Source organism: Halarsenatibacter silvermanii, assembly GCF_900103135.1.
GTDB classification, from domain to species: domain Bacteria; phylum Bacillota; class Halanaerobiia; order Halanaerobiales; family Halarsenatibacteraceae; genus Halarsenatibacter; species Halarsenatibacter silvermanii.
Genome location: NZ_FNGO01000011.1, coordinates 13,850 through 40,519, shown reverse-complemented (window position 1 = coordinate 40,519; position 26,670 = coordinate 13,850). Strand labels below are relative to the sequence as shown.

General features: G+C 42.2%; 26 protein-coding genes. 1 reads left to right on the top strand and 25 read right to left on the bottom strand.

What is annotated here, in order from left to right; genetic code table 11:
- Nucleotides 1-21 precede the first annotated feature (21 nt).
- The 4 genes from BLT15_RS07275 to BLT15_RS07260 form a co-directional block, all read right to left on the bottom strand.
- Nucleotides 22-2,904 (bottom strand): UPF0182 family membrane protein, encoded by a 2,883-nt coding sequence (locus BLT15_RS07275; protein ID WP_089760234.1) that lies wholly within the window; start codon nucleotides 2,902-2,904, stop codon nucleotides 22-24.
- A 96-nt stretch (nucleotides 2,905-3,000) separates the two neighbouring features.
- Nucleotides 3,001-4,308 carry an amidohydrolase gene (locus BLT15_RS07270; RefSeq protein ID WP_089760232.1) on the bottom strand — a complete coding sequence of 436 codons (1,308 nt, stop codon included), beginning with the start codon at nucleotides 4,306-4,308 and terminating at the stop codon, nucleotides 3,001-3,003.
- Between the two features lie 42 nt (nucleotides 4,309-4,350).
- Complete coding sequence (locus BLT15_RS13220) at nucleotides 4,351-4,653, bottom strand: hypothetical protein (protein WP_089760230.1); 303 nt, start codon at nucleotides 4,651-4,653, stop codon at nucleotides 4,351-4,353.
- Nucleotides 4,654-4,854: 201 nt separating this feature from the next.
- Complete coding sequence (locus BLT15_RS07260) at nucleotides 4,855-5,337, bottom strand: ferritin (RefSeq protein ID WP_089760227.1); 483 nt, start codon at nucleotides 5,335-5,337, stop codon at nucleotides 4,855-4,857.
- Between the two features lie 189 nt (nucleotides 5,338-5,526).
- Here BLT15_RS07260 and BLT15_RS07255 point away from each other — a divergent pair, with 189 nt between their 5' ends.
- Entirely contained in the window at nucleotides 5,527-6,957 is a 1,431-nt protein-coding gene (locus BLT15_RS07255; protein WP_089760225.1) for a deoxyribodipyrimidine photo-lyase, read from the top strand.
- Between the two features lie 77 nt (nucleotides 6,958-7,034).
- On the opposite strand, the gene BLT15_RS07250 is transcribed toward BLT15_RS07255, so the two are convergent.
- The 21 genes from BLT15_RS07250 to pta form a co-directional block, all read right to left on the bottom strand.
- Complete coding sequence (locus BLT15_RS07250) at nucleotides 7,035-7,334, bottom strand: HU family DNA-binding protein (protein WP_089760223.1); 300 nt, start codon at nucleotides 7,332-7,334, stop codon at nucleotides 7,035-7,037.
- 103 nt (nucleotides 7,335-7,437) lie between these two features.
- The gene (locus BLT15_RS07245) at nucleotides 7,438-8,430 is read right to left on the bottom strand and encodes an NAD(P)H-dependent glycerol-3-phosphate dehydrogenase (RefSeq protein WP_089760221.1); all 993 of its coding nucleotides are present in this window, start codon (nucleotides 8,428-8,430) and stop codon (nucleotides 7,438-7,440) included.
- Nucleotides 8,431-8,460: 30 nt separating this feature from the next.
- On the bottom strand, nucleotides 8,461-9,063 hold the full coding sequence (plsY, locus tag BLT15_RS07240; RefSeq protein ID WP_089760218.1) for a glycerol-3-phosphate 1-O-acyltransferase PlsY: 603 nt from the start codon (nucleotides 9,061-9,063) through the stop codon (nucleotides 8,461-8,463).
- Between the two features lie 25 nt (nucleotides 9,064-9,088).
- Complete coding sequence (gene der / locus BLT15_RS07235) at nucleotides 9,089-10,411, bottom strand: ribosome biogenesis GTPase Der (protein WP_427854224.1); 1,323 nt, start codon at nucleotides 10,409-10,411, stop codon at nucleotides 9,089-9,091.
- On the bottom strand, nucleotides 10,371-11,729 hold the full coding sequence (locus BLT15_RS07230; RefSeq protein WP_234985540.1) for a DUF512 domain-containing protein: 1,359 nt from the start codon (nucleotides 11,727-11,729) through the stop codon (nucleotides 10,371-10,373). Before BLT15_RS07230 ends, der begins: the two co-directional genes overlap by 41 nt.
- Nucleotides 11,730-11,867: 138 nt before the next feature.
- On the bottom strand, nucleotides 11,868-14,141 hold the full coding sequence (locus BLT15_RS07225) for a bifunctional 4-hydroxy-3-methylbut-2-enyl diphosphate reductase/30S ribosomal protein S1 (protein WP_268762234.1): 2,274 nt from the start codon (nucleotides 14,139-14,141) through the stop codon (nucleotides 11,868-11,870).
- A 133-nt stretch (nucleotides 14,142-14,274) separates the two neighbouring features.
- On the bottom strand, nucleotides 14,275-14,799 hold the full coding sequence (locus tag BLT15_RS07220) for a lysophospholipid acyltransferase family protein (protein WP_345788688.1): 525 nt from the start codon (nucleotides 14,797-14,799) through the stop codon (nucleotides 14,275-14,277).
- Nucleotides 14,800-14,867: 68 nt separating this feature from the next.
- Nucleotides 14,868-15,539, bottom strand: a complete 672-nt coding sequence (gene cmk / locus BLT15_RS07215; RefSeq protein WP_089760207.1) for a (d)CMP kinase — start codon at nucleotides 15,537-15,539, stop codon at nucleotides 14,868-14,870.
- 42 nt (nucleotides 15,540-15,581) lie between these two features.
- Nucleotides 15,582-15,941: a chorismate mutase gene (aroH, locus tag BLT15_RS07210; protein WP_089760205.1), complete on the bottom strand. Its 360-nt coding sequence runs from the start codon at nucleotides 15,939-15,941 to the stop codon at nucleotides 15,582-15,584.
- Nucleotides 15,942-16,023: 82 nt separating this feature from the next.
- Complete coding sequence (gene rnc, locus BLT15_RS07205; RefSeq protein WP_200769716.1) at nucleotides 16,024-16,746, bottom strand: ribonuclease III; 723 nt, start codon at nucleotides 16,744-16,746, stop codon at nucleotides 16,024-16,026.
- 18 nt (nucleotides 16,747-16,764) lie between these two features.
- On the bottom strand, nucleotides 16,765-18,009 hold the full coding sequence (fabF, locus tag BLT15_RS07200) for a beta-ketoacyl-ACP synthase II (protein WP_089760203.1): 1,245 nt from the start codon (nucleotides 18,007-18,009) through the stop codon (nucleotides 16,765-16,767).
- A gap of 184 nt (nucleotides 18,010-18,193) precedes the next feature.
- The gene (acpP, locus tag BLT15_RS07195; protein WP_089760201.1) at nucleotides 18,194-18,427 is read right to left on the bottom strand and encodes an acyl carrier protein; all 234 of its coding nucleotides are present in this window, start codon (nucleotides 18,425-18,427) and stop codon (nucleotides 18,194-18,196) included.
- A gap of 17 nt (nucleotides 18,428-18,444) precedes the next feature.
- Nucleotides 18,445-19,200 carry a 3-oxoacyl-[acyl-carrier-protein] reductase gene (gene fabG, locus BLT15_RS07190; protein ID WP_089760311.1) on the bottom strand — a complete coding sequence of 252 codons (756 nt, stop codon included), beginning with the start codon at nucleotides 19,198-19,200 and terminating at the stop codon, nucleotides 18,445-18,447.
- The gene (gene fabD / locus BLT15_RS07185) at nucleotides 19,200-20,132 is read right to left on the bottom strand and encodes an ACP S-malonyltransferase (protein WP_089760199.1); all 933 of its coding nucleotides are present in this window, start codon (nucleotides 20,130-20,132) and stop codon (nucleotides 19,200-19,202) included. The genes fabG and fabD overlap by 1 nt, the downstream gene beginning before the upstream one ends.
- Nucleotides 20,129-21,091: an enoyl-[acyl-carrier-protein] reductase FabK gene (gene fabK, locus BLT15_RS07180; protein WP_089760197.1), complete on the bottom strand. Its 963-nt coding sequence runs from the start codon at nucleotides 21,089-21,091 to the stop codon at nucleotides 20,129-20,131. The genes fabD and fabK overlap by 4 nt, the downstream gene beginning before the upstream one ends.
- Before the next feature lie 40 nt (nucleotides 21,092-21,131).
- Nucleotides 21,132-22,115, bottom strand: a complete 984-nt coding sequence (locus tag BLT15_RS07175; RefSeq protein ID WP_089760195.1) for a beta-ketoacyl-ACP synthase III — start codon at nucleotides 22,113-22,115, stop codon at nucleotides 21,132-21,134.
- 2 nt (nucleotides 22,116-22,117) lie between these two features.
- Nucleotides 22,118-23,119 (bottom strand): phosphate acyltransferase PlsX, encoded by a 1,002-nt coding sequence (gene plsX, locus BLT15_RS07170; RefSeq protein WP_089760193.1) that lies wholly within the window; start codon nucleotides 23,117-23,119, stop codon nucleotides 22,118-22,120.
- Between the two features lie 176 nt (nucleotides 23,120-23,295).
- Nucleotides 23,296-23,478 (bottom strand): 50S ribosomal protein L32, encoded by a 183-nt coding sequence (gene rpmF, locus BLT15_RS07165; protein ID WP_089760191.1) that lies wholly within the window; start codon nucleotides 23,476-23,478, stop codon nucleotides 23,296-23,298.
- Nucleotides 23,479-23,530: 52 nt separating this feature from the next.
- Complete coding sequence (locus BLT15_RS07160) at nucleotides 23,531-24,010, bottom strand: YceD family protein (protein WP_089760189.1); 480 nt, start codon at nucleotides 24,008-24,010, stop codon at nucleotides 23,531-23,533.
- A 292-nt stretch (nucleotides 24,011-24,302) separates the two neighbouring features.
- Nucleotides 24,303-25,502, bottom strand: a complete 1,200-nt coding sequence (locus BLT15_RS07155; protein WP_089760186.1) for an acetate/propionate family kinase — start codon at nucleotides 25,500-25,502, stop codon at nucleotides 24,303-24,305.
- A gap of 54 nt (nucleotides 25,503-25,556) precedes the next feature.
- Nucleotides 25,557-26,555, bottom strand: a complete 999-nt coding sequence (gene pta, locus BLT15_RS07150; RefSeq protein WP_089760184.1) for a phosphate acetyltransferase — start codon at nucleotides 26,553-26,555, stop codon at nucleotides 25,557-25,559.
- Nucleotides 26,556-26,670: the final 115 nt, after the last annotated feature.

Below are 26,670 nucleotides of genomic sequence, written 5' to 3'. Positions count from 1 at the left end.
GCTAAAAATAGATTTATGGTTTTAATCCTGGTCTTCAAATTCCCTCAGCAGCTCTTCTAACTCATCCATATGTCTGCCGTAATCAGACCAGTTGCCTTCCTGTAAAGCCTGCTGAGCTTCGTGATAAGCCTGAGAGATCATCGCAATGATCTCTTCAGTCTCTTCAGGCAGTTCATCGACCTCTTCAAATTCCGGTTCCAGTTCATCCACTGGTTCCTCAGGATCTATTTCTGGAGCTTCCATATCTTCTTCCACTTCAGGATCTGCCTCGGGTATTTCAATATCTTCTTCCAGCTCTTCTATCTCCTCCAGCTCTTCAGAATCCTCAATATCATGAGTAGGGTCTCTCTCTCCGAAAACAACTTCTAAAGCCCTTTCAACATTATCTTCCATGGCTATTCTGTCACCAAAAGCTACTATAACCTGCCTCAGCTCCGGCAGCGCCCCCCTTTCAGCCTGCAAAAATACCGGTTCAATATAAACGATTGAGTTTTCAATGGGGATAACCAGAAGATTACCCCTTATCACCTCAGAACCGACCTGATCCCAGAGGCTGAGCATTTGAGAGATATATCCATGCTGGTCTATCCTCGATTCGATCTGGGAAGGCCCGTAAACAAGCTCCCCTCGAGGGAAGCTGTAAAGCTTCAGTTCACCATAATTTTCACCATCAGATCTGGCTCCCAGCCAGGCGACCATATTATTTCTTCTGGCAGGAGTGAAGGGAAGCATTAAAGTGAACTCAACGTCGTCTTCTCCGGGCAATCTGGTAGAAATATAATAAGGTTCAACCTTTATTTCCCGGCCCGCATAATTTTCCCGGGGGACTTCCCAGACATCTTCCCGATTATAAAATATATTGGGGTCAGTCATATGATACAGGCTGTAAATGTCGGCCTGGATCGAAAAAATATTCTGAGGATATCTTATATGACTTCGCAGAGAATCAGGCATCTCATCCAGAGGCTTAAAGAGATCCGGAAATATATTGGCATATGTGTTCACTATGGGATCGTCCTCTTCGGTGATGTAGAAGTCCAGGTCCCCTTCATATGCATCCATAACTATCTTTACGGAGTTTCTGATATAATTCATATTCTGATTATAAGGCTCGCTGTAAGGATATCTGTCCGAAATAGTGTAAGCATCCTGAATCCAGTGTATTCTTCCTTCGGCCAGCACCGGATAGGGATCGTCGTCAAAAACCAGAAATGGCGCTATTTTCCTCACTCTATCCTGGATATTTCTATCAAACATTATTCTGGATTCTTCACGAATTTGATCTGCCAGCATTATCTGTATATCACTATATCTGAGAGAAAAGAGCGCCCGCCGCAAAAAGCTAGAGAGCTGAACACCGCCCTGACCATCATATCGAGTATAAACGTTTTCTCCATTGACAGGATAATGAAATTCTTCTTCTTCATTATTGGTAATTACATATTCATTGGTGTTTTCGCCGTAATAAATAGACTGTTCACCCAGTTCAATATCGGTATCTGTTCTGGGGGGGATATCCTGCAGTAAAAATCTGGGCAGACCCTCTTCAGTGGCTTCACTCACCCCGGTCATGACAGCGCCATATCCATGAGTGTACTGCAGGTGCCTGTTAACCCAGGTTTGAGCATGAGAAGGCAGGTTGTCCTTATCCAGCTCTCTCAAGGACAGCATCACCTGTCTGTACTCGCCATCGATCGTATATCTGTCGACATCAACATCCCGAAAAGAGTAATACTGTCTCAGCTCCTGCAGCTGACTGAAAGTTGCTGCTAGAGGACGATCATCCCACAATCTGAGATTATCTATTATCTCGGGATTATTATCGATATCCTCACGAGAGAGTTCATAATCAAGCTCAAATCTTTGCTCTTCCACCTCGGCCAGATCATAGGCTTCTAAAGTCATCTCGATATTGTTGGAAATATAGGGCCTCTCCCTGACCAGCTCGTTTGGTTCAACTCTATAACGCTGTACAAAGCCGGGATAAACAAATCCGAAAAATATAGAAGCTGCCGCCCAGATGCCTATTACCCCTAAGATCAACTTATACTGTTTTCTGTAAAGAGAAAAAAGCACCAGGCCTGTAAGAATGACCACCAGAACTGAAAGTATTCTCAGGCCGGGCAGGGTGGCATGTATATCAGTAAAACTGGCTCCAAATGCCACTCCTCTCTCAGAAAATAAAAGCCTATACATCGATAGTCTATAATCAAGTATTTTTGAGGCCAGATAAATTGCCAGCAAAACCGCAAGGTGTCTTTTGGCCCTCTCGGAAATTTTTAGAGACAGTCCACTGGCGGTTTTAACTCCCGTCCCGCTCAAAAATTCTGAGGTAAACAGATAGATAAAACCAGTGATAATAGCCGCCAGCACAACCACAATGACCAACAGCTCTCTGAAATATTCCAGAACGGGCAGGCTGAAAAGATAAAAAGATACGTCATTTCCAAAAATTGGATCGGCCACCCCGGCAGGTTCCTGATTTAAAAACTTCAGTACCGGTTCCCAGACTCCCGAGCCGATTCCGCTAAAGACAAACCCCAAAAAAGCACTTATGCCAACATAAAGATAGGTCAATCTTTTCGAAGTCAGCCAGTCTATAATAGGTATCTGTCTTCCTTCAAAAATAGTGCTGATCTGGTCATCATCATAGATATTTATGGAAAGCAGGAGTTCTTCGCGGGTATATCTGAGATTTATATAAAAAAACAAAAAGGCTGTAATACCAATAGCCAGCCTCAGACCGGCCTCAGCGAAAATTCTGGTCAGAAAAACATCCAGCAGCTCCAGCTCTGAAAACCAGAGGATATCCGTGATGAATCTGCTGCCTGCCAGAATAAAAATCACGAAGGCGAGCAAAATACCCAGCAGCAAAACCAATGCCGATTTAGGTTTGAACTTCATTATATAACCTCCAGGACAGCCTTTATTGCTGAAGAGGCTGTCAAAACTTATGCTCTATAAATTTCTCATTAGATTAATTGTCAAAATTCTAATTTTCTAATCATTCTTCAGTTTCTCTGAGCGCCTATGAATCTCGCGATACACCTCTTTTTCATCTATGGTTTTTACCTCTCCGTTCTTTACTATCATCTCTCCATCGATAAATACATGATCGACACTCTCTAATTTTGAAGCATACAAAAGATTTGAAAGACTATCATAATCAGGATAAAATTCAGGACTTGATTTTTTATCGATTAGAACTATATCAGCCCTGAAACCGGATTTAATTTTTCCGAGCAGAATCCAGTTTAAAGCTTCAGCAGCGTTTTCTGTCATCATAGCAAGAAGATCCCGCGTATTGAGGGTGGCAGCATTGGAAGTTTCCAATTTCTGTAGATAGGAAGCCATTCTGGCTTCGGAGATCAAATCAAGCCTGTTATTGCTGGCAGCCCCATCAGTACCCAGAGTTACATTAATTCCCTCTGCCAGCATTTTTTTGACAGGAGCAATGCCGCTGGCAAGTTTTGCGTTGCTGGTAGGATTGTGAGAGATTGATACATCTTTTTCAGCAAAAATTTCAATTTCATCATCACTTAAATGTACAGAATGAACTGCTATAACATTCTGTTCAAAAAATCCCAGACTGTGCAAATATTCTACCGGAGGTCTTCCCTCACTGTCAATCAGATTCTGAACTTCTCCTTCGGTTTCAGCCACATGTGTATGAATATTTATATCGTATTTATCCGCTATTTCCATTGTGCCTTTTAAATATTCGCTGGAACAGGTATAAGGAGAATGAGGAGCTATATTACATGTCAGCCTACCGTTAGCAGCATTATGATTTCTGTAGATAAAATCATCGCTTTTTTCCAGGCCTTCCTGCCCATCATTTTCTTCTATCAAACCATAACCTAGCTGAGCTCTGATACCTGACTTTTTTACCTCGTCGGCCACAAGATCCATGGCAAAGTACATATCATTAAAACCGGTTATTCCATTCTTTAACATCTCCAGTATGGCAAATCTGCTGCCAATCCTGATATCTTCAGGAGTTAATTGAGATTCAGCTGGCCATATTTTATTTTTCAGCCAATCCATTAAGCTCATATCGTCAGCATAACCCCGCAGCATATTCATCCCGGCGTGAGTATGAGTGTTAATCAAACCGGGTATAGCTAACATATTCTCTCCTGAAATCAATATATAATTTTTATCTTCTTTTTTGAGTTCTCTATAAGCTTTGTCACCGGTTTTTCCAACTTCAGATATCTTTTGATCTTCGATAAAAATGTAGCCGTCTTCAATTTTTTTCTCATCAGAACCTCTATAAATCTCGTCGATATTATCTATTAAAAACATTTTTTAACCCCTCCGAAAATTTTTATTATTTAAGGGCAGCATTCAATCTTCCAAAATTATTTCTCCACCTTCAACTTCGTAAGATTCTATGGAATAACGGCTGTCGAAAAAAACCTCAATAAAAACTTTTTGAAAACATTCATCACATATTACCACTTTTTTAAGACGGTATTCTCCGGGCAGCTCATCCTCATATATTCTGTGGAGATCGTAAGTTTTTAAAGCCCTAACTTCCATAATTCTCCCGCAGTTATCATCTTTCACATCAATAAGTATGGAGTCTGACTCTGAGTTTCCTCTTATTAACCCCAATTTTTTGAGCAAAGATTTGAAAAAATCCAGCATAATTATATCAGGCCCTCATAAATTTTTAGTATTATTAATTTCGATACCTGCCTCAATTATAACTGATTTAGCAGCTTCAATCAAGCAGATAAAAAGCGAGCCTTTTAGGGCTCGCCTAAAATATAAGCTATAATCTGTTATAATTGTTGTAAGATTAATTTCTGCACTGATGCCTATTTAATTCTGGCCGGATAAATTTTACTATTCTTCGCGCCTGCCCAAAACGCTATCGAGCATAAGCATTCCCTGATCTCCTGCTTTTTCCATCTTGTCGAGTATACCCTCCACCGTGTCTTCCTCTTCAACCTGTTCATCCACGAACCACTGCAGAAAAGATTCAGTGGCATAATCATCTTCTTCCCGGGCCAGGGAAACGATATCATTGATAGACTGAGTGACTTTTTGTTCATGCTCTAACGCCGTCTCGAAGGCAGAGACTACCGAATCCCATTCAAAAGGAGGTTTGTCGATCGCCTGCAGTTCAACTCTTCCGCCTCTTTCATTTATAAAGTCGTAAATTTTGCGGGCATGCTCGAGTTCTTCTTCGGCCTGCATATCCATCCAGTGAGCAAAACCCTCCCAGCCTTCTTCTTCCATCTGAGCTCCCATAGCCTGATAAACATAAGCGGAATACAATTCCAGATTCAGCTGATCATTTAATGCTTCTAAAATTTCATTATGCATTTAATAAGACCCTCCTGTCATTTAAAAATAATTATTTTTTGTTTTCTCCTACCTTATATAATTTAGGGCCGAAAATTAATTTCCTGCAAAATAATGAACTTTGCAGGTTTTTTTATCTTTGCATATAATTTTATTAAAGAGTGTTAATTATAAATTTTCATTAAGAAATTATCAGCAGGAGGAAAGTTAATGACAAATTCTCATGATCTAGAAGAGCATCTTCTCAAAGGCGGATTTGATGGTGAGGATATTGAGATACTCAAAGAGACAGACATAAATTCTGAAGGAGAATACGTTCTGTACTGGATGCAGAGCACTCAAAGACAAAAAGATAACAAAGCATTATCGGCAGCCTCCCTGCTCGCTGACAATCTCAATCTGCCTCTGGTTGTCTGCTTTGTTTTTATGCCTCAATTTCCGGGTGGAAACTACAGACATTTCGCTTTTATGTATGATGGCGTCAAAGAATGCAGCGAGGAATTGCAGGATAGCGGCTTTGGTATGAAAATTAAAGTCAGCAGCCCTGTGACTGAACTCAAAAATGAATCCGAAAAAGCAGCAGCCCTGGTCTGTGACAGCGGCTATATAAAACCTGCCCGCAGCTGGAGAAAGCTTCTTGCTGAAGAGATCGAAATCCCTTTACTAAGAATTTCCACCAATTTAATAGTTCCGGTCACGGCCGCTTCAAATAAAGAAGAATACGCCGCCTATACTCTCAGAAAAAAACTCGAGGACAAGATAGATGAATATCTAAAGATCTGGGATTTTAAAAGTGACATTCCCGATGGCAGCAAATACACCAGCATCCCCGAAAAGTTTTCCAGAAAGTATGAGTTTCTTAACGATCTGGATTTAAATAATTCAGTATCCGAGGCTAAAAATTTTTCCGGTGGTTATTCTGCTGCCAGAGAAAGATTGACTGAGTTTTTGAATAACAGGATTGAGCACTACGAAAAAAACCGCAGCGATCCCGATCTCAAGTGTGAATCTGATCTGAGCCCCTATCTGCACTTCGGTCACATTTCCCCCCGGGAAATAGCGATTGCAGTTAAAGAACACAGCAGCAAAAAAGATATTGTGATAGAAAATTTCTGGGATGAGCTGACTGTCAGAAGAGAGCTCAGCTTTAACTTTGTCTATTACAATCAGAATTACGACTGCTTTCCTGAATTTCTTCCTGAATGGGCCAGAGAAACTCTAGCAGAACACAAAGACGATGAAAGGCAATTTAATTACAGCCGTCACGAATTTGAGACAGCTTCTACACATGATAAATACTGGAATGCTGCTCAGCTGGAACTGATCCATAGAGGTAAAATACAAAACTATATGCGCATGTACTGGGGCAAGAAAATTTTGGAATGGACAGAAACTCCGAAAAAAGCTTTTGATCTGAGTCTTTATTTAAACAATAAATATGCTTTGGATGGCAGAGATCCCAATAGCTATTCAGGTATAGGCTGGTGTTTTGGCAAACACGACAGAGCCTGGCAGGAAAGAAAAATATTCGGCAAAACCAGATATATGAATAGAAACGGATTGGAAAGAAAATTTTCTTTAGACAAATACCTTGAAAGAATAAAAGAAATCTCCCGGAAAGATGAGCTGCCGGGAGATTAACCGCTTCTGTTGTCTATAATATGTAGTATCAATTTTTTTGCTGCTGGAATGAATGTTTCAGGGTAATAGTCCTATCTTTATTTGACAGCTTCCTTAAAGGTTTTGCCAGCTCTAAATACGGGAACACTTCGGGCCGGGATGGTAATGGTCTCCTCAGGATTTTGAGGGTTTCTTCCCTCTCTTTCCTGTCTATCCCGTACTTCAAAGCTGCCAAAACCTATTATCTGTACCTTGTCTCTTTGCTCTTCTTCTTTATCTGCCTCTTCTTCCAGATAATCCATGATGGAGTCAAAGGTGGCATTGATGATTTTGTCGCAATCCTTTTTCGTCATATCCGTTTTCTCAGCTACGTGGTCAATAAGTTCAGTTTTGGTCAATTAATTCACCTCCCGGATGAAATAATTAATAATTATTTCCTGAACCTCTAATATCTTATATTCTTGACATGTTCAAAATTTCCTTCCTTTAGAGTGATTAATTTTATTCACTTTTGTACTCTCTCATCATAAGTTCGTCCACAGCTCTTTCGGGATTTTTACCATTAAAAATCACCTTAAAGACCTGGTTTGTAATAGGCATTTCAACAGAGCTGCTTCTTTCGCTGTTAAAATTATACAACGCCCTGGTGGTTTTAACTCCTTCCACAACCTGGCCGACCTCATCCAGGGCATCTTCAACCGTAAAACCGCAGCCAATCTTATAACCGAAAGTCCTATTACGACTGTGAGTACTTCCTGCCGTAACGATAAGATCGCCGAGGCCAGATAAACCATTAAATGTCTTACTTTTTGCTCCAAATGCAGCTCCAATTCTTCTGATTTCCGCCAGTCCCCGGGTAACAAGTGAAGCTCTGGCATTATCGCCATACTCCAGCCCATCAGAGATACCGGCTGCTATAGCCATAACGTTCTTGACAGCCCCTCCCAGTTCTACTCCTCTAACATCCTGATTTCGATAAACTCTGAATCTATCATCAGAAACAAGCCTCTGGAGCTCTCCGGCAATAGAGCTATTTCTGGCAGCAACTACGGCTGCTGTCGGCATGTTTTTAATCACTTCTTCGGCATGGGTGGGACCGGATAGTACCGATGTTGTATTGGGTAGATAATTGTTTATTATCTCAAAATTGGTTTTAAATTTATCAGTATCTATGCCCTTGGCAGTAGAGATGATTATTTCCGAACCGCTCAAATATCCTTCAATTGTGGAAAGTATCTGGCTGGTGGCTTCGGTAGGAACAGATATAAATACATAATCCGCATCAGCCAGGCAAAATTTCGGATCGGAACCGGCCTGAATTCCTTCTGGAAGTTTAATTTCCGGAAAATAACCTGTGTTGACTCTTTCTTCATTAATTTCTCTAGCCCGGGAAGCAGAACGGGTGTAAAGTCTCACATTGTGATCCTGTCTGGCCAGCAGAACTGAAATAGCTGTTCCCCAGCTGCCTCCGCCTAAAACCGCGCAATTTTTCATTTTCGGTTCTAACACCCCGCTGATAAAATATTAGCTATCGTTCAGGTTTATCGGATTTTCCTCTCCTCTGAGCAATCTCTGAATATTGCCCCTGTGAGTCACCACGATCGACAGAAAAATTATAGCTGCAAATAAAACCTGATAATAATCTCCGCTCAATATGTAGGCTGTGACAGGTAATGAAAAAGCCCCAATTAGAGAAGCCACTGAAACTATTTTGAGTGTGAAAGAAATTCCCAGCCATATTAGAGCCATTATCAAAAATCCGGGCGGCGAAATTCCCAGCATTACACCGAAAGTGGTGGCCACTCCTTTTCCGCCATCAAACTTAAGAAAGATAGAATTATCATGACCGAGAATGGCTGCAATACCGACCAGATATATTGCCGAAGCCGGATAATTATTGCTCAAAACAAAACCAGCAATCAGCACAGGGAAAAAACCCTTTAAAATGTCCGCCAGGGCAACCAGAGCTCCCATTTTAAAACCCAGTTTTCTGGCCGCATTGGTGGCACCTACGTTACCGCTGCCATGTTTTCTTATATCAATATTGAGCATTTTCATGGTGATTATAAAACCGGTCGGAATTGAGCCCATCAAATAGGCAAATAAAATTAAAATAACTAATCTCATATTAATCCATTCCTCCTGATAATTTCTATCTCTCTTTGAACTTCAAAATTATAGGAGTCCCCACAAAACCAAAGGCTTCTCTTATTTTGTTTTCCAGATATCTTTCATAGGCAAAATGAACCAGCTCCGGATCATTTACAAAAAATACAAACACGGGCGGTTGGACCTCCGGCTGAGTTGCGTAATATATATTGAGCTTTTTGCCTTTATAGGCCGGGGGATCATTCATCTGGACAGCTTCTTCCACTACTTCGTTCAAAAGCCCGGTGCTAATTCTCTGGAGGGTCTGATCATACACGTACTCGATCAGGTCCAGGACCTCACCGACTCTTTTGCCGGTCAGCGCAGAAATAAAAATCACAGGAGCAAATCTGAGAAATTTCATCTGCCGATAAACTTCTTCTCGAAAAATATCAGCGGTATGGGTATCCTTCTCTATAAGATCCCATTTATTGAGAGCAAGAATTATAGGTCTGCCTTCATCATGAGCATAACCGGCAATTTTCTTATCCTGTTCCGTTATACCTTCCACTGAGTCGATCATCATTACGACAACATCAGCTCTCTCGATAGCTCTGATCGCCCTAAGATTGCTGTAATATTCTACATCTTCCTCTACTTTTGATTTTTTTCTCAGACCGGCGGTATCGATAAGCTTAAATTTGTTATCAGCCCTCTCAAAAATCGAATCAACTGCATCCCGGGTAGTACCGGGCTCAGGCGAAACTATGACTCTTTCCTGTCCAAGAATTTGATTTACCAGAGTTGATTTACCAGAATTGGGTTTACCGGCAATTGCAACTCCCAGAATCTCTTTATCATCTGCTGAATTTTTTTTGAAATCATCAATATCTATCCTGGCGAAAATTTTATCGCAGAGATCGCCGATATTTTTGCCGTGCTCTGCTGAAATCGGCAACACGTCTTCAAAACCTAAATTGTAAAACTCCCAGGGCTCATCCTGAGCAGAAAAATCATCCATTTTATTGGCTGCAACTATTACCTCTCTGTCACATTTTCTCAATTTTTGAGATATCTCCCGGTCGAGAGGAGAAATCCCTTCTCTTACGTCAACCACAAAAAGTATTATATCAGCCTCTTCTATTGCCTTATCGACCTGATATTTTATATTCTGAGCAATTTCCGCGCTGGATTCCAAATCCAGTCCGCCAGTATCTACGACCTCAAAAGTTTCTCCTTTCCAGCGAGCTCTACCATATATTCTATCCCTTGTCACATTGGGTGACTTTTCCACCACTGCTTTTCTCTCGGCGATTAAACGGTTGAATAAAGTCGATTTCCCTACATTAGGCCTTCCTACAATAGCTACCGTCGGATTCTCCATCATAAAGCACCTCCAAAACTTCTTCAATACCTGAACATGAAAAAACATCTGAGCCACCGCAGTGCTCGCTTATATCGGATAATGTGAGATCATCCAGTGTTAAACCGGAATCATTGAATATAACTTCAGGTATAAAAGTATAGCCTTTTAAATCCCGGGAGTTTATCTCATCGATGATATCTTTACCGGATAAAAGTCCAGTAACCGTCACTTCTTCACCCAGGTAACAGTTTTCAATCTCTATGACTTTGAGATTTAATCCCTCAATAGAGTCAAGCTCTGCAAAAACTGGCTCCAGAGCCTGACGGCCGAGTTCGCCAGTTATAATATTCACCTCTGAATTTACTACATTTGACCGGGAAAGATTTTTTTGCTTTTCGCGAAACTTATTCCTGCTGAGACGGGTGAGTCCTATTCCATTGGACAGCTGGGGATAGCCCAGATAATGATCCTCCTCGGGAATGCTCTCATCGGCAAGCAGATAAAATTCATCGGCCAAAAATATAATGTTCTCTCCATACAGTTCCCGACTTTTTTTCTGCCATTTTTTTACCCTTGCTGTAGTTTTTCTGGCCCTTTCGGCGTCAAAACATTTGATGTCGTTTTGTTCTCTCCAGGCTGTCAGACCCACCGGTACTATTCCAGCTGAAAGCAAAGAATTTGAATAATTCAGCAAATCATCCAGGGTTCTATCCAGCTCTTCTCCGTCGTTCCAGCCCGGACATATCACCAGCTGTACGTGAAATTTGATTCCCTTATCTTCAAGATATTCAAGCTGAGATTTAATCCTGCCGGCTTTTTTATTTGACATCATTCTCTGGCGAAGATCGGGGTTTGTAGTGTGAACAGAAATATATAGCGGAGACAGATTATTTTCAACGATTCGCTGATACTCCATATCGGCTAGATTCGTCAGGGTTATAAAACTGCCCTTTAGAAATGAAAATCTATAGTCGTCATCTTTGCAGGATAAGGTATCCCTGACATCAGGCGGCTGCTGATCTACAAAGCAAAAAAAACAATCATTCTGACAGGTCTTCAATTCATCAAAAATCAACTCTTCAAATTCGAGTCCGACCCGGTCTCCGTAAGAACGATTAAAATTCAGCCTGCGCCTCTGGCCGCCGACCTGTTTTTCAATCAAAAGTTCAAAATAGGGGCGTGAGGTCCCCAGCATATAATCGATGTAATCTCTGGGCTTTTTACCATCGATCTCTAACAATTTATCTCCTTTTTTAACACCCTTTTCTTCCGCCAGAGAATTTTTTTCGACACCTGAGATTAAAACCATGCTGCTCTCCTCCTGAAACAGTTTTAACACATTGTGATGATACCATATTTGCCGGCAGCAAGCAACTCAGAGCGATAAAAGAATGAAAAAAATTCAAAAAAATGAAATAAAAATTCGGCCTGCCTACAAAGGCAGGCCTAAAAACAGATCTAATTATAGATGGATTTTTTATTCGTCCATCATATCTTTAAGATCTCCAAGTCTCTCGCCTATGGTTGCACCCGAGGGCACATCCTCCAAATCTTCATCCTCATCAGAAGCGCTGTCTTCATCTGCTTTCTCCTGTGTTTGAGTTTTTTCGGATGTCTGAGTTTGAGGCTTGTGTTCGTCTTCGAGTTCTTTAAGGCTTAATCCCACCCGTTTATCTTCGGGATCGATGTTGATTATCTTGGCTTTGCGTTCTTCATCAACTTCTACTACTTCATCCGGTGTTTCAACATGTCTTTCTGAGAGCTGAGATATATGAATGAGTCCTTCTATGCCATCTTCTATCTCCATGAAGGCTCCAAAATCGACAATTTTAGTGATTCTGCCTTCGATAATCTCTCCTTCATAATGTTTTTCGGCAAATTCTTCCCAGGGATCTGGCAGAAGCTGTTTGAGCCCCAGAGAAATTCTTTCTTCTTCCCTGTTAACATCAAGAACTTTCACTTCTATATCTTCACCTTCTGAAAGCACATCTGATGGATGTCCAATTCTACCCCAGGACATTTCAGATATGTGAAGAAGGCCTTCAATGCCGCCAAGATCTACAAAAGCGCCAAAATCAACCAATTTGGTCACTTCACCGGTAACTTTCTGACCTTCTTCGAGCTCAGCGAGTGTTTCTTCTTTTTGTTTTTCTCTCTTCTCTTCAAGTACCTCTTTATGTGAGAGAACGACATTATTATTACTTTTATCAACTTCAATCACTCTTAACTTTAGTTCTTCACCTACATACTGACTGAGGTCTTCAACATAACCGATGGCTACATGCGAAGCGGGGATGAAGCCGCGCAGTCCTACATCAGCCACGAGACCACCTTTTACTTCCTTGGTTATCTCAGCTTCTATAATCTCATCATTTTCGTGCGCTTCCTGGATACTCTCCCAGGCCTCTTCCTGTTCAGCTCTTTTGCGGGATAAAACCATATTGCCATCTTCATCTTCCAGGGTAAGGACTACAACCTTAACCTCTTCATCTAAGTCCAACACTTCATGAGGGTCCGAAACTTCGGTGGTGCTCAGCTCTCTCAAAGGAATAAATCCATCAGATTTGTAATTTACATCCACATAAGCGCCTCTCTCGTTTATTTCGACGACGGTCCCTTCAACCAGTTCTCCTTTTTCAATATCAGCCAGATCGTTTGCGTCCATCATCTCTTCCTGAGTGGTGGGCTCCATCACTTCTGTTTCATCTTCCTCCTCATGTTCTGATTCCTGTTTTGCTTCAGCTTCCTCTTCTTCAACATCCTCTTCTGCATTAACCTCCTGATCTGCCTCTTCTGCCTCATCAGATTCTTCCAGTTCCTCCTGAACAGGTTCCTCTTCTTCCAATTCAACTTCCACCTCTTCATTTTCTTCAGATAACTCTGTTTCTTCGTTTTCTTTCGTTTCCATTTCCAGGTCTTTTTCCTCTTCGCTCATTGCCTGAATAACCTCCTTAATTAACCAGTCGGGGGTTGAAGCCCCTGCTGTCACGCCTATTTTTTGAACATTGTTTAACCATGACCATTCTATGTCTTCTTCCGTCTCAATGTGATAGGTTGGGGTATTGGTTCGAGAACACATCTCAGCCAGCCTGGTCGTGTTGGCGCTGTTATGACCGCCGATCACAAACATTACTTCGACTTCTCCGGCTAGTTTTAAAGCAGCTTTCTGTCTGGTCTGGGTGGTATTGCATATAGTATTAAAAACTTTGAGCTCTCTAATTTCCGAGACCAGATTGGAGACCAATCTGCGATAGGATGACGGAGATTTGGTAGTTTGTGCTACAATACCAACTTTATCATCGAAGTCCATATCATCGATCATCTCTTCATTCTCAATGATAACGGCTTTTTCATCGGCAGCTCCTAAAATCCCTCTGACCTCGGGATGATCTTTATCCCCATAAATTAAAGTTTGATAGCCATTTTCAACCAGATGGCTGGCGTTTTCTTGAGCCTTCTTTACGAAGGGACAGGTGGCATCTATAATTTTAAGACCCCTGGAACGGGCCTGTTTTAATAAATCGGGTCTGACACCATGAGAACGTATAATAATTACTCCATTATCTATCTGCTCCAGTGATTCAGCAGACCTGACTCCGAGTTTTTCCAGCTTATTTACTACCTGAGGATTGTGAATGATAGGTCCTAAAGTATAGACTTCACCATCATCGTTTGACTTGGCCGCTTTCACAGCCATCTCGACAGCCCTTTCGACACCAAAACAAAAACCTGCCTCTTCTGCTTTTTTTATCTCTATCCAGCTCGCACCTCCTTTCAGCTTCCTGAAACTTCCAATCAGACTCTTTAAATTAGTTCTTCAAACTGTGGATTATTCCTGCTTATATTCTAAAACAAATTACTATCATATTCAAGGTTTAAGAAAATCAATCCATCTGAAGAAGCTCTTCAATTTCAGCCATAACCTGTTCAGCAATTTCTTTTTGAGTTTCTTTATCCGGCTTTTCTTCGTAAAAATCATTTAAATATATAGGCTTTCCAAAATTTATCGTGGTTCTTCCGCCGGTTTTCACGTTTTTTATGCCGGCAGGAACAATAGGTGCCTGCCCCATCAAAGCTATCATAATTGAGCCTGTATGTGCTTCGCCGAGTTCTCCTTCGGGGTAACGCGTCCCTTCCGGGAAGACTCCCAAAACCCCTTCATTTTTCAAGATTTTTAGGGCATTTCTCAAAGCTTTCCTGTCCCCTGTGCCTCTTTTTACCGGAAAAGCTCCCAGCGAACCGAGCAGCCAGCCAGCTAATTTATTATCAAACAATTCTTTTTTGGCCATATAGTGAATTTTTCTGGGTAAAAAAGCTCCAAGCAGGGGAGGATCAAGCAGACTAATATGGTTTGACATAATGATAACCGGACCCTCCTGCGGGATATTCTCTCTCCCCCGAACTTTCACCCTGAAAAATATTCTGCCTATAACTATGACCAGCAGCTTGGCCAGCCAATAAGTAAAAGGGTTCAATTTTACACCTCTTTTTTGATCAGTTCAATTATTTTTTCGACAACTTTATTCGGGCCAAAATCATCAGTTTTTATTTCGATCGCATCATCAGGTCTGACCAGAGGAGAATGAGATCGGCTTTTGTCCTGTTCATCTCTCAACCTTATATTATCTTTAACTTTAGCAAAATCAATTTGCTTTCCTTTTTCTTTGAGTTCGCGAAATCTCCTCCTGGCCCTGGTGTTTAAAGAAGCTGTCAGATATATTTTCAAATCCGCGCCGGGTAAAACCCTTGATCCTATATCTCTTCCCTCCATTACCACTCCACTCTTCCGGGCCAGCTCTCTCTGCTTATTGAGCATAATTTCCCTGACTTCGGGAATGCTGGCTACTTCAGAAACTATTTCATCCACTTCATTTGTTCTGATCAAATCAGTAACCTCTTCATTGTTAAGGAAAACCTTCTGGCTATCTTCTCCGGTAATCTGGCCGAACTCTATGTTAGTTTCTTTGCTTAAACGGGATATTTCATCTTTATCTTCAAGGTCAATATTTTTTCTCATGCTCAAAAGCGCCACAGCCCGATACATCGCCCCTGTATCAATGTAATATATGTTCAGTCTCTGCGCCACTCTTCTGGCCGTTGTGCTCTTTCCTGAACCAGAAGGGCCATCAATAGCAATGCTTATCTCCATCTAAAAGAAACCTCCGTTAAAAATGTAAAAACTGATCTAATGTTAATCAACAAGATCCGGCCTCAGCTCTCTGGCTCTTCTCAGATAAATATGTTTTATATCCTGCTGTTCAATCCTGGCACTCTCAACATGAAAAAGTGCTCTTATACATTTTTCCATGCCATCTTCGATCTCCGGTTCCTGACAGCTAAAAAGGGGAATACCTTCATAACCGAGCTCTCTGAAAGCCTGAGCAGGATAGAGGGAGGAGATGTCTGCAGTGGAAGAGAAGATAATGCTCACTATCTCTTCAAACTCTATCCGGTTTTTGTTGAACAATTCATCCGTCATCTTTTTTACGGCTTTCCTTATCTCGTCCTCATTATCTTCCTCTATAGTTATAGCAGTTCTGATGGCAAACATTTATTTATCCACCACCTGACCTGGAGAATTTCTCTCTCCAGAAATTGAGGCAGGTCATCGTACCATGAGAATGCAGCTGTCCTTATTCTTCAGCATATATATCTAAATTTTCCAGGGCTTTTCTGGCCGCTTTTTGTTCGGCTTTCTTTTTGCTGCTTCCCCTGCCTTTTCCCAGTTTATCATCTGCAAGCTCGACTTCGACTACAAATTTTTTGTTGTGATCCGGTCCCAGTTCCTCAATAACCTGATACTGAGGAGTTTTATCGCTGTCCTTCTGCACGGTCTCCTGAAGGAGGGTTTTGTAATCCTTCTCGTATTCTCCGGAAAGAACTTTATTGATATCTTTTTTGAAAAGAGATATGATAAAGGATTTAGCTTCGACAAACCCCTTTTCCAGGTACAGGGCACCGAATATTGCCTCGGTGGAATCAGCTAATATAGACTCTCTTTCTCGACCGCCGGTAATTTCCTCACCCCGTCCGAGCAGGAGGTTTTTATTCAGATCCAGCTTGCGGGCTTTTTCCGCCAAAGTCTCAGAACTCACCAGTATAGCCTTGGTTTTGGCAAGCTCGCCTTCAGGAGAGTTCTCACATTTATTGAAAAGATAGGTCGATATCGCCAGCCCAAGCACTGAATCCCCCAGAAATTCCAATCTTTCATTGTCTTTGATATTTAACTTTTTGTTTTCATTGGGAAATGATTTATGGGTAACTGCCTGACGCAGCAAATTTTTGTCTTCAAAATGAACACCCAGTTTATTTTCGAGCGATTTAATATCTGCCTTCTCGATCAGCTCATCAACCAAAATCTTCACCTTCCCGTTTTAAAGCCTGTTTAGGACCAGACAGGCATTATGACCTCCAAACCCGAAAGAGTTTGTCATAACAGCTTTAACTTCCCCGACCTCTTTGTGTTCGTTGGGAATATAGTCGAGATCACATTCCGGGTCTGGATTCTCATAGTTGATCGTCGGCGGTAAAAGCCCGGTGTTTATCGCCTTAATTGATATTATGGATTCGACAGCCCCCGCTGCTCCCAGCAGGTGTCCTATCATCGACTTGCTCGAACTTATTGACAGATCGTAAGCTCTATCCGAAAAGACCTTTTTTATAGCTTTTGTTTCTAGTTTGTCATTGAAAGGAGTGGAAGTTCCATGGGCATTTATATAATCAATGTCCTCGCTGGAGACGCTGGACTTTTCAACAGCAGCCTCCATAGCTCTGGCCGCACCTTCACCTTCAGGATCAGGCTGGGTGATATGATAGGCATCGGCCGTAGAACCATAACCACTTATCTCACAATAAATATCAGCACCTCTATTTTTAGCATGCTCATAATCCTCAAGAATCAGCATTCCGCTTCCTTCCCCGATAACGAAACCGTCTCTCTCATCATCAAAAGGCCTGCTCGCTTTTTTGGGCTCATCATTTCTGGTGGAAAGTGCCTTCATATTGCCAAAACCAGCTAAAGCTGAAGGCGAAATCGAAGCTTCTGTACCGCCGGCTATCATGACTCTGGCATCGCCTCTTTTAATAACTTCCATGGCATCTCCGATCGCATGGGTGGCAGATGCACAGGCAGTCACAGTATTGCTGTTAGGACCTTTAGCCCCGGCATAAATGGAAATTTGCCCGGCACACATATTGGATATCATCATGGGAATAAAGAAGGGACTGACTCTTTTAGGCCCTCTTTGATTCAAGCGTGTAATTTGCTCTTCAATTACTTCAATCCCGCCAATACCGGATCCCACAATAACACCAGTTTCCTCAGCAATATTTTCCTCTATTTCTAAATCAGCATCTTCCAGAGCTTCCAGCGCTGAATATACTCCGTACTGGGTAAAAAGCGCCATTCTTTTTCGGGATTTTTTATCGATATAACAATCAGGATTAAAATCCTTAACTTCGGAACCTATCTGGCTGGGATATTTTTCAACATCGTCTATACTTTCAATTTTATCTATGCCAGACTCTCCCGCGATTATACCCTGCCAGAATTCTTCCAGGCTATCTCCCAGAGAAGTTAAAACTCCCATGCCGGTCACTACAACCCTATCATTGCTCAATTTCAAAACCCCCTAATTCCGGTTAAAGCTTATTATCACCGCTTGACTATTAAACCCAATCAGACCAGAAAAACGCTGATAATTTTTGGCCTGACTGAGTTTAATAGACAATGTATTTTCTCCTGAGAAAACTCAAAAAATGTCCCCGCTTCTCAACGGGGACGCTGATCATTATTGATAGATATTAAAGATTATTTTCCAGATAATCCACCGCATCCTGAACGGTTTCAATTTTTTCTGCATCTTCATCAGGAATTTCCAGATCGAACTCCTCTTCGATGGCCATAACCAGTTCAACCACGTCCAGGGAGTCCGCCCCCAGGTCGTCAATAAAAGAAGCTTCAGCAGTGATTTCATCCTCACCAACTGCCAGCTCCTCGGCTATCAGGTCAGATACTTTTTCAAAGATATCTGCCATGATATTTTCACCTCCTTTCAGATCCCTAAACCTCCGGTTACTTTAATGACTTCTCCAGTTATATATTGAGCCAAATCTGAAGATAAAAACAGAACAGTGTCAGCAACCTCTTCCGGTTTTCCTTCCCGGGCAAGAGGTATATTAGAAAGCATTTCCTCACGGGCCGATTCCGGCATATCATCGGTCATGTCAGTCTTTATAAAGCCAGGTGCCACTGCATTTATGTTTATGTTGCGGGAAGCTACCTCTCTGGCCAGCGAACGAGTGAAACCGATGATGCCGGCCTTGGAAGCTGCATAATTTGACTGGCCGGGGTTGCCGATCATGGCAACTATAGATGTCATATTTATGATGCTGCCCGATCTGTTTTTGATCATACTTCTTATGGCCGCATGAGTACAGTTATAAACACCATTCAGGTTTACATCGATTACATCCCGCCAGTCCTCTTCTTTCATCCTCATAAATAAACCATCGCGAGTTATACCTGCATTATTGATAAGTATATCAATACTTTCGAACTCATTCAAGGAGGTCTTTATGAGATCTTCAGCTTCCTCGCTGTCACTCACATCAGCCTGTCTGCTAATAATCCGGCCTGAATTTTCGAGATTTTCAAATTCATCTATCAGTTCTTCCACCCTGGCCTGGCTATCATCACTGTAATAATTCAACATCAGGTTAGCTCCCTGCTCAGCAAATTTTCTGGCACAGGCTGCACCAATACCTCTTGAACTGCCGGTGATGACAACATTTTCTCCTGAAAAATTCATCATGATAATTCCTCCAGAGTTTTCTTTAATCTTTTAGGAGTATTGGTGCTGTAACAATCCAGAGAACGATCGATGCGGCGCAATAGCCCTTTTAAAACTCTGCCTGGCCCTACCTCTATGAAGGTATCTATACCCTCTCTTTTCATCACTTCTATGCTCTCACTCCACCTAACAGAGTTTGTCAGCTGATCTAAAAGATTCTTTCTGATATCTTGAGGATCAGTCGTAAGCTCAGCAGTAACATTTGCCACCAGGGGAACTTTGGGCTTTGAGATATCGGTTCTCTCGAGCACATCTTTCATCCTGCCCTCAGCCGGCTCCATAAGGCTCGAATGAAAAGGGCCGCTCACCGGCAGCTCAATGACTTTTTTGGCCCCCTCTTTATTGCATTTTTCTATAGCAGAATTTATGGCTTCTTTTTCCCCCGAAATAACGTATTGACGGGGAGTATTATAGTTGGCGATTTCGCATACACCGTTAATGTGAGAACAAATTTCCTCCAGAACTTCCTCATCCATACCTATAACAGCTGCCATCGAGCCCAGACCGGCGGGCAGAGCTTCTTCCATTGCTTTGCCTCTTTCCCGAACCAGACGAAGATTTTTAGAAAAATCTATGGATTCAGCAGCTATCAAAGCGCTGTATTCTCCCAGACTATGTCCGGCAAGCAGTGATGGTTTGATCCCTTTATCCTGTATTATCTGGCTGATGGCTGTGCTCAGGGCAAATACTGCCGGCTGGGTATTTTCAGTCAGTTTTAAATCATATTCCGGCCCTTCAAAACATATTCTTTTGAGATCTAGCTCCAAAATATTTTCAGCCCTATCGAAATAGTTATCTACGGTCTCGAATTCTTCAGCCAGTTCTTTTCCCATACCAACGCTTTGAGCTCCCTGTCCGGGAAATAAAAAAGCAATCTTTCTCTCAGTCATTTCTTACCCTCCCTAAACTCCCTGCAATCTGAAGCCAGAATTTCTTCAGCTTCAGCGATGATCTCTTCTATGATTTTTTCTGAAGAAATTTCTCTTTCAATCATTCCTGATATCTGCCCGGCCATTACACTGCCCTGCTCAATATCTCCTTCAATTACAGCCCTGCGCAGAGCCCCCTGAGCCTCTCTCTCTAATTCGTCTTCCTTTCCATTTTCTTCTAGTTTGTGCAATTTTCTTGTCAGCTTATTTTTAATAGTTCTGACCGGATGACCGGTAGATCTACCGGTAACAACAGCATCTCTATCCCGGGCATCTATGATAGCATTTTTATATTCGCCGGCAGCCTGACATTCAGCAGCACATACAAATCTTGTTCCCATCTGCACAGCCTGAGCTCCCAGATGAAAAGCTGCCAGCAGACCTCGTCCATCAGCAATGCCTCCCGCAGCTATAACGGGAATGTCCACGCTGTCAGCTATTTGAGGAACCAGCGCGATAGTTCCCATCTCTCCTATATGACCGCCTGCTTCATTTCCTTCTGCAATAACTGCGGTTATATCAAATCTAACTAATCTTCTGGCCAGGGCAGCCGATGAAACAACCGGTACGACCTTTATTCCTGCTGACTGCAGCCTCTCCATATATTTGCCCGGATTTCCGGCTCCTGTTGTAACAATCGGGACCTCTTTGCTGACAACTAAATCGATCAGCTCGTCTATGTGTTCGGACATCAGCATTAAGTTCACAGCGAAAGGATTTTCTGTCATCGATCTTACTTTATCTATCTCTTCAGCTATCTCCTCAGCTGGAGCTCTACCAGCTCCAATCACTCCCAATCCTCCGGCTTTCGAAACTGCTCCCGCGAGTTCACCGGTGGCAACCCAGGCCATTCCTCCCTGGATTATGGGATATCTTATGCCGAGCTTTTCACAGAGCGGGGTGTAAAAAAGATCGTTCATAAAATTTGCCTCCTAGTTCGATCCAACTTTGGTAGTTTATTTATTTCCATCTTACAGCGGCCGAAGCCCAGGTCAGTCCTGCTCCAAAAGCGACAAGCACTATCAAATCACCTGGCTTAATCCTGTTTTCCTCAACAGCTTCTTTTAAAGCTATGGGCACAGAAGCGCTGGAAGTATTTCCATATAAAGGCAGATTTACTATAACGCTGTCCATGTCCAGATCGAGTCTTTTGGCTGCCGCATCAATGATTCTGGTATTAGCCTGATGAGGTACGAAAAAATCCACATCTGCGGGAGTATAGCCGGCTTTATCCAAAACTTCAACAGAAGCTGCCCCCATTTTCTTAACTGCAAATTTAAAAACCTGATTGCCCTCCATCTTGATGTAATGAAGCTTGTTTTCCACCGTCTTTTGAGAAGCGGGGTGCAGAGAACCGCCGGCGGGCACACAAAGACTGTCTCCTCCGCTGCCATCGGAACCCATCACAGTGCTCAATATTCCAGCTTCAGAGGAAGGCTGTACTACAGCAGCACCAGCCCCATCTCCAAAGAGCACGCATGTGGATCTATCATCCCAGTCCACCAGTTTTGATAAAGTTTCCGCGCCTACAACCAGAATATTTTCATAGTTTCCTGCCCTGATAAATTGATCTGCAACTCCCAGACCATAAACGAATCCAGAGCAGCCGGCCTCCAGATCAAAAGCACCTGCATTATCGGCGCCCAGTCTTTCCTGAAGCAGGCAGGCTGTAGCCGGAAATAACATATCAGGAGTGGCTGTAGCCAGAATAATCATCTCTAAATCCTCGGGAGATAGATCAGCTTCTTCCAGGGCCTCGAGGGAGGCTTCGTAGGCCAGATCTGAGCTGCTGGTATCCTCATCTGCTATTCTTCTTTCTTTTATGCCGGTTCTCTGTGTTATCCACTCATCGGTAGTATCAACAATCTCTTCCAGATCCTTATTAGTCATAACGTTATCCGGGACCTTTTTACCCAGCCCGGTAATAATGGAACTTGAAGACATATCTATTCACCATCCCTGTTAATTTCATCATCTATAATGGGCACAATATCATTTTCCACCGTTCGGGCGGCAGCTTTTATGGCATTTTTTATGGCGAGAGCGTCGGAACTGCCATGAGAAATTATGACATTGCCTTTTAACCCCAGCATAGGCGCCCCGCCGTACTGACGATAATCCACTTCTGATTTCATATTCTGCAGTGAATTCTTTACCAGAAAACCACCGATTTTGGTCTTCAAATTATCCGTAAAAACATCTTTTAACAAAGAAAATATGTACTCCCCCAGGCCTTCCATAGTTTTTAGTATCACATTGCCAGCAAATCCATCACAAAGAATTACATCCAGCTCTCCTGTAAATATATCTCGCCCTTCTATGTTACCCCTGAAATTTTTAATGCGGTCATCTTCGGATATCAGTTCAAAAGCTTCATCGATCATCTTATTGCCTTTGCCTTCTTCTTCACCTACATTCATAAGTCCGATAGCTGGATTATCCCTATTCATAATATTTTTTGAGTAAATCTGTCCCATGACCGCGAACTGCTTCAAATAAAAAGATTCACAATTTGCGTTAGCTCCTACATCCAGCAGCAGCACCGGCTTCTTTTTTGTAGGCAGCACCACAGAGATAGCCGGGCGCTTTATTCCGGAAAGACGGCCTATTTTTATAATTCCTGCAGCCAGGGAAGCTCCTGTACTTCCTGCCGATACGAGCGCCTGAGCCTTATCCGACGCAACCAGGTCTGCTGCTCTCCCTATCGAAGTGTCTTTTTTTCTTTTCAGAGCCCGGGCTGGTTTTTCATTCATCTCTATAACTTCTTCACAATCTAAAATCTCCAGATCTTCTCGCTGCTCTTTTTCCGATAAAAAAGAAATTATCTGAGATTTTTTGCCAGTCAAAATTATATTGAGATCTTCCAAATCTTCAAGCGCGCTAATTGATCCTCTGACAATCTCTTCTGGAGCATTATCTCCTCCCATCGCATCTACAACAATATACATAAGTCCAAATCCTCCTCTGTCTACCCGGCATGTAAACAAAAATAATTGTATACCAATATCCTGACAATATTATATATAATAAATTTCTATAAATCAAATTAAACAAATGTAATAAAAATTAACCTGCAGCTTGCAACCACTGCAGGTGTGTTTTACGACCATAATTCTTTAATTTTTTATTCTCCTTTTACTTCGGCCACCTTTTCACCCTTATAATATCCACAGCTCACGCAAACTCTGTGAGGCATAACAAGCTCTCCACAGTTATCACAGTTGTTCAGGTTTTTGGGTTTAATTTTTTTATGAGTTCTACGCTTCCGCTTTCTTGTCTTAGAAGTCCTCCGCTTGGGAACAGCCAAATTCTCCACCTCCTCAAATCATTTGCTTTAATATACTGAAATTATATAGGTATTATTCATTTCCAGAATTATAAAACTGCTCCAGCTTTTCCAATCGTGGGTCCACGCTGTCCTGAACACATTCACAGCTGCCTTTATTTAAGTTCTGTCCACAACTGCTGCAGATCCCCTGGCAGTCTTTGCGGCAGAGAGCTTTGATCGGTATAGCCAGAATTAAATTTTCCTTGACATGCTCACCCACATCTACACTGCTGTAATCTTCTATTTCTTCTCTTTCAATAGTAAATTCGAGTTCTGCATTGACGTCCTTTTTAAACTCTTTCAAACAGCGACTGCACTCCAGCAAGAATTCACCCTTCAAATCCCCGGCGAAGACTATTTCTTTTTCTTCGCCAAAAATATCAAGGCTCAACCGAAAATCGAGAGGCATTTTAATTTTCCTGCCTAAGAAAGTTATATTCTCGGGATTAACAGAAGTTTCCACTTTTATATAGCCGGTTTCATCTTTAAGGCCGGTCAAATCTAAAAGCATGATCTATCCCTCCATCCGGGGGATGCAGCTTGATAATAAAAAATTAGATCACTGTAATCAAGGATAATTATATCTCATTAACTGCGGTAATGTCAAGAACAGCCGGGCAAAATAAAATTTAATACAGATAAAAATAACCTACCTGCCCGTACAAAAAACAGGAGCACAGGCAGGTAGAAATTGCAATAGCTTCTCTTTGAGTTCATGGTAAACAGGTGTGTCAAAAATGTTTATTTAGTTTTACCGGGTGATTTTGGACCAACCGAAATGTTTGCTCCGCTAAATCCGTTTTTTATTGTAATATCCCGGCTATTCTGGCGGTATCACGGGCAATCATCAATTCCTCGTTGGTCGGTATAACAGCAGCAGCCGTTTCCGAATTCGGGTTTGTAATTATTTTCTCTTCTCCTCTGATCTGATTGGCCTTATCGTCGATTTCAAGACCGAGAAAATCAAGATCTTTTAATATTTTTTCTCTCATTGTTACAGAATTCTCGCCTATCCCGGCCGTAAACACCACACAATCAAGGCCGCCCATAGCAGCGGCATATGCTCCTATGTATTTTTTTACTCTGTAACAAAAAACATCTTCTGTGAGCTTTGCCCTTTCATCTCCCTCTTCAGCTGCCTCTTCGATATCTCTGGCATCGTTACTGATACCCGAAAGTCCCAGCATGCCGCTATTTTTATTCATAACATCGTCGATCTCTTCAGGAGATAAATCTTCCCTTTTTTGTAAAAAGGGCACAATAGCTGGATCGATATCTCCACATCTGGTCCCCATGACCAATCCTTCCAGGGGAGTAAGGCCCATACTCGTGTCCACAGAGCTTCCTTCTTTAACAGCTGCCAGGCTGGCGCCATTGCCAAGATGACAGGTTATAATATTTAAATCCTCAATATCCCGCTCCATCAAAGCAGCAGCCCGCCGGGCAACATATTTGTGTGAGGTGCCGTGAAATCCATAACGGCGTACTCCATACTCCTCATAATATTCATAGGGTAGAGCATACATATATGCCTTTTCGGGCATGGTTTGATGAAATGAAGTATCAAACACAGCCACCTGAGAAATATTCGGCAGCAGATCACGACAGACCCTGATTCCCGCCAGATTGGGTGGATTGTGGAGAGGGGCTAAATCGGAAACTTCTTCGATTTGCTCTATTACCTCTCCGGTGATCTCGACAGATTCTGAAAATTTCTCACCCCCGTGAACAACTCTGTGACCAACTGCCGAAATTTCCTCTATATCTTCAAGATAACCCTTCTCGTCGTCCAGCAGAGTATTAATAACCAGATTTATTGCCTGAGAGTGGTCTTCAACTTCCTTTTCTATCTGAATTTCTTCGGAACCGATTTCCTGTTCCAGAAAAGATCCTTCTATTCCTATTCTTTCAACAATACCATTAACCAGAGCTTCTTCGCTGGAAATATCAATAAGCTGATACTTAACCGAGGAACTTCCACAGTTGAGAACAAGTATTTTCATTTTGATTTAGTTAACCTCCTGTAATTTAACCAGTTTGTATATCTGTCCTTATTTTTATTGTTTATCAGCCTGAATTGCAGTGATCGCCACCAGATTTATTATATTTTCCACCGAACAACCCCGGGAAAGATCATTAACAGGGCTTGCTATCCCCTGCAGCACGGGCCCAACAGCCTCAGCGCCGGCCAGCCTCTGGACCAGCTTGTAGCCAATGTTTCCTGATTGCAGGTCAGGGAATATCAATACATTGGCTTCACCGGCAATCTCGCTGTCTGGAGCTTTCTTTTCGGCCACCTCAGGAATCAGTGCTGCATCAACCTGCAGTTCGCCATCTACTTTAAGACCCGGCTCCAAAATATTGGCCCTTTCGGTCGCTTTTTTGACTTTATCCACCAGTTCATGGGAAGCGCTGCCGGCGGTAGAAAAAGACAGCATGGCAACCCTGGGGGTGATCCCTAAAATATCTTTTGCCGTTTCAGCGGTGCTGACAGCTATTTCACCCAGAATCTCGTGATTAACCTCCGGATTGACAGCGCAATCCGCCATTACCAATAGTCCCTCTTCTCCAAATTCACTCTGGTTTAAAACCATGATGAAAGCACCGGAAACAACCTGTATTCCGGGTTCAGTTTTGATAATCTGAAGAGCGGGTTTCAAAACTTTACCGGTCGGATTATCAGCTCCAGCTACCAGGCCATCAATATGACCTGACTCTACCAGAAGAGTGCCATAATAAAGAGGATCTGCAGTCTTTTCGTAAGCTTCTCCCCGGCTCAACCCTTTGTGTCTCCTGACTTTAAACAACAATTCACCCATCTCAACTCTTCTGCTGGAGCCTTCCGGACTTTCCAGCCGGGAAAAATCTATATCCAGGCCGAGATTTTCAATTTTCCGTTCTGTATACTCTCTTTCTCCCAGCAAAATCAAGTCAGCGATACCTTCTTCGATAATAACTTCTGCCGCTTTGAGTATTCTTTCATCGTGAGCTTCCGGAAGAACTATTTTGCTTTCAGTATTGCGAGCTTTTTCACGAATTTTTCCTATAACATCCATAAAATCTACCTCCAGTGGAATATGTCGACAGGTTTAAATTATAAAAATCCAATCCTGCAAGCCCGAAAAGATACCCTGCAAAATGATAAAATATTTATTATAATGGTTATGTATA

Bases quoted from the DNA above. Each gene is read 5' to 3' on its own strand.
- aroH (WP_089760205.1), bottom strand. From the start codon at position 15,941: ATGTTTGCCATCAGAACTGCTATAACTATAGAGGAAGATAATGAGGAC.
- acpP (WP_089760201.1), bottom strand. From the start codon at position 18,427: ATGGCAGATATCTTTGAAAAAGTATCTGACCTGATAGCCGAGGAGCTG.
- fabD (WP_089760199.1), bottom strand. From the start codon at position 20,132: ATGACTGAGAGAAAGATTGCTTTTTTATTTCCCGGACAGGGAGCTCAA.
- BLT15_RS07245 (WP_089760221.1), bottom strand. From the start codon at position 8,430: ATGAAAAATTGCGCGGTTTTAGGCGGAGGCAGCTGGGGAACAGCTATT.
- BLT15_RS13220 (WP_089760230.1), bottom strand. From the start codon at position 4,653: ATGCTGGATTTTTTCAAATCTTTGCTCAAAAAATTGGGGTTAATAAGA.
- BLT15_RS07155 (WP_089760186.1), bottom strand. From the start codon at position 25,502: ATGAAAATACTTGTTCTCAACTGTGGAAGTTCCTCGGTTAAGTATCAG.
- BLT15_RS07160 (WP_089760189.1), bottom strand. From the start codon at position 24,010: ATGCTTTTAGATTTGACCGGCCTTAAAGATGAAACCGGCTATATAAAA.
- fabK (WP_089760197.1), bottom strand. From the start codon at position 21,091: ATGAACGATCTTTTTTACACCCCGCTCTGTGAAAAGCTCGGCATAAGA.
- BLT15_RS07255 (WP_089760225.1), top strand. From the start codon at position 5,527: ATGACAAATTCTCATGATCTAGAAGAGCATCTTCTCAAAGGCGGATTT.
- BLT15_RS07260 (WP_089760227.1), bottom strand. From the start codon at position 5,337: ATGCATAATGAAATTTTAGAAGCATTAAATGATCAGCTGAATCTGGAA.
- pta (WP_089760184.1), bottom strand. From the start codon at position 26,555: ATGGATGTTATAGGAAAAATTCGTGAAAAAGCTCGCAATACTGAAAGC.
- BLT15_RS07175 (WP_089760195.1), bottom strand. From the start codon at position 22,115: ATGTCTTCAAGTTCCATTATTACCGGGCTGGGTAAAAAGGTCCCGGAT.
- BLT15_RS07275 (WP_089760234.1), bottom strand. From the start codon at position 2,904: ATGAAGTTCAAACCTAAATCGGCATTGGTTTTGCTGCTGGGTATTTTG.
- BLT15_RS07270 (WP_089760232.1), bottom strand. From the start codon at position 4,308: ATGTTTTTAATAGATAATATCGACGAGATTTATAGAGGTTCTGATGAG.
- cmk (WP_089760207.1), bottom strand. From the start codon at position 15,539: ATGGAGATAAGCATTGCTATTGATGGCCCTTCTGGTTCAGGAAAGAGC.
- plsX (WP_089760193.1), bottom strand. From the start codon at position 23,119: ATGTATATTGTTGTAGATGCGATGGGAGGAGATAATGCTCCAGAAGAG.
- der (WP_427854224.1), bottom strand. From the start codon at position 10,411: ATGATGGAGAATCCGACGGTAGCTATTGTAGGAAGGCCTAATGTAGGG.
- plsY (WP_089760218.1), bottom strand. From the start codon at position 9,063: ATGAGATTAGTTATTTTAATTTTATTTGCCTATTTGATGGGCTCAATT.
- fabG (WP_089760311.1), bottom strand. From the start codon at position 19,200: ATGAATTTTTCAGGAGAAAATGTTGTCATCACCGGCAGTTCAAGAGGT.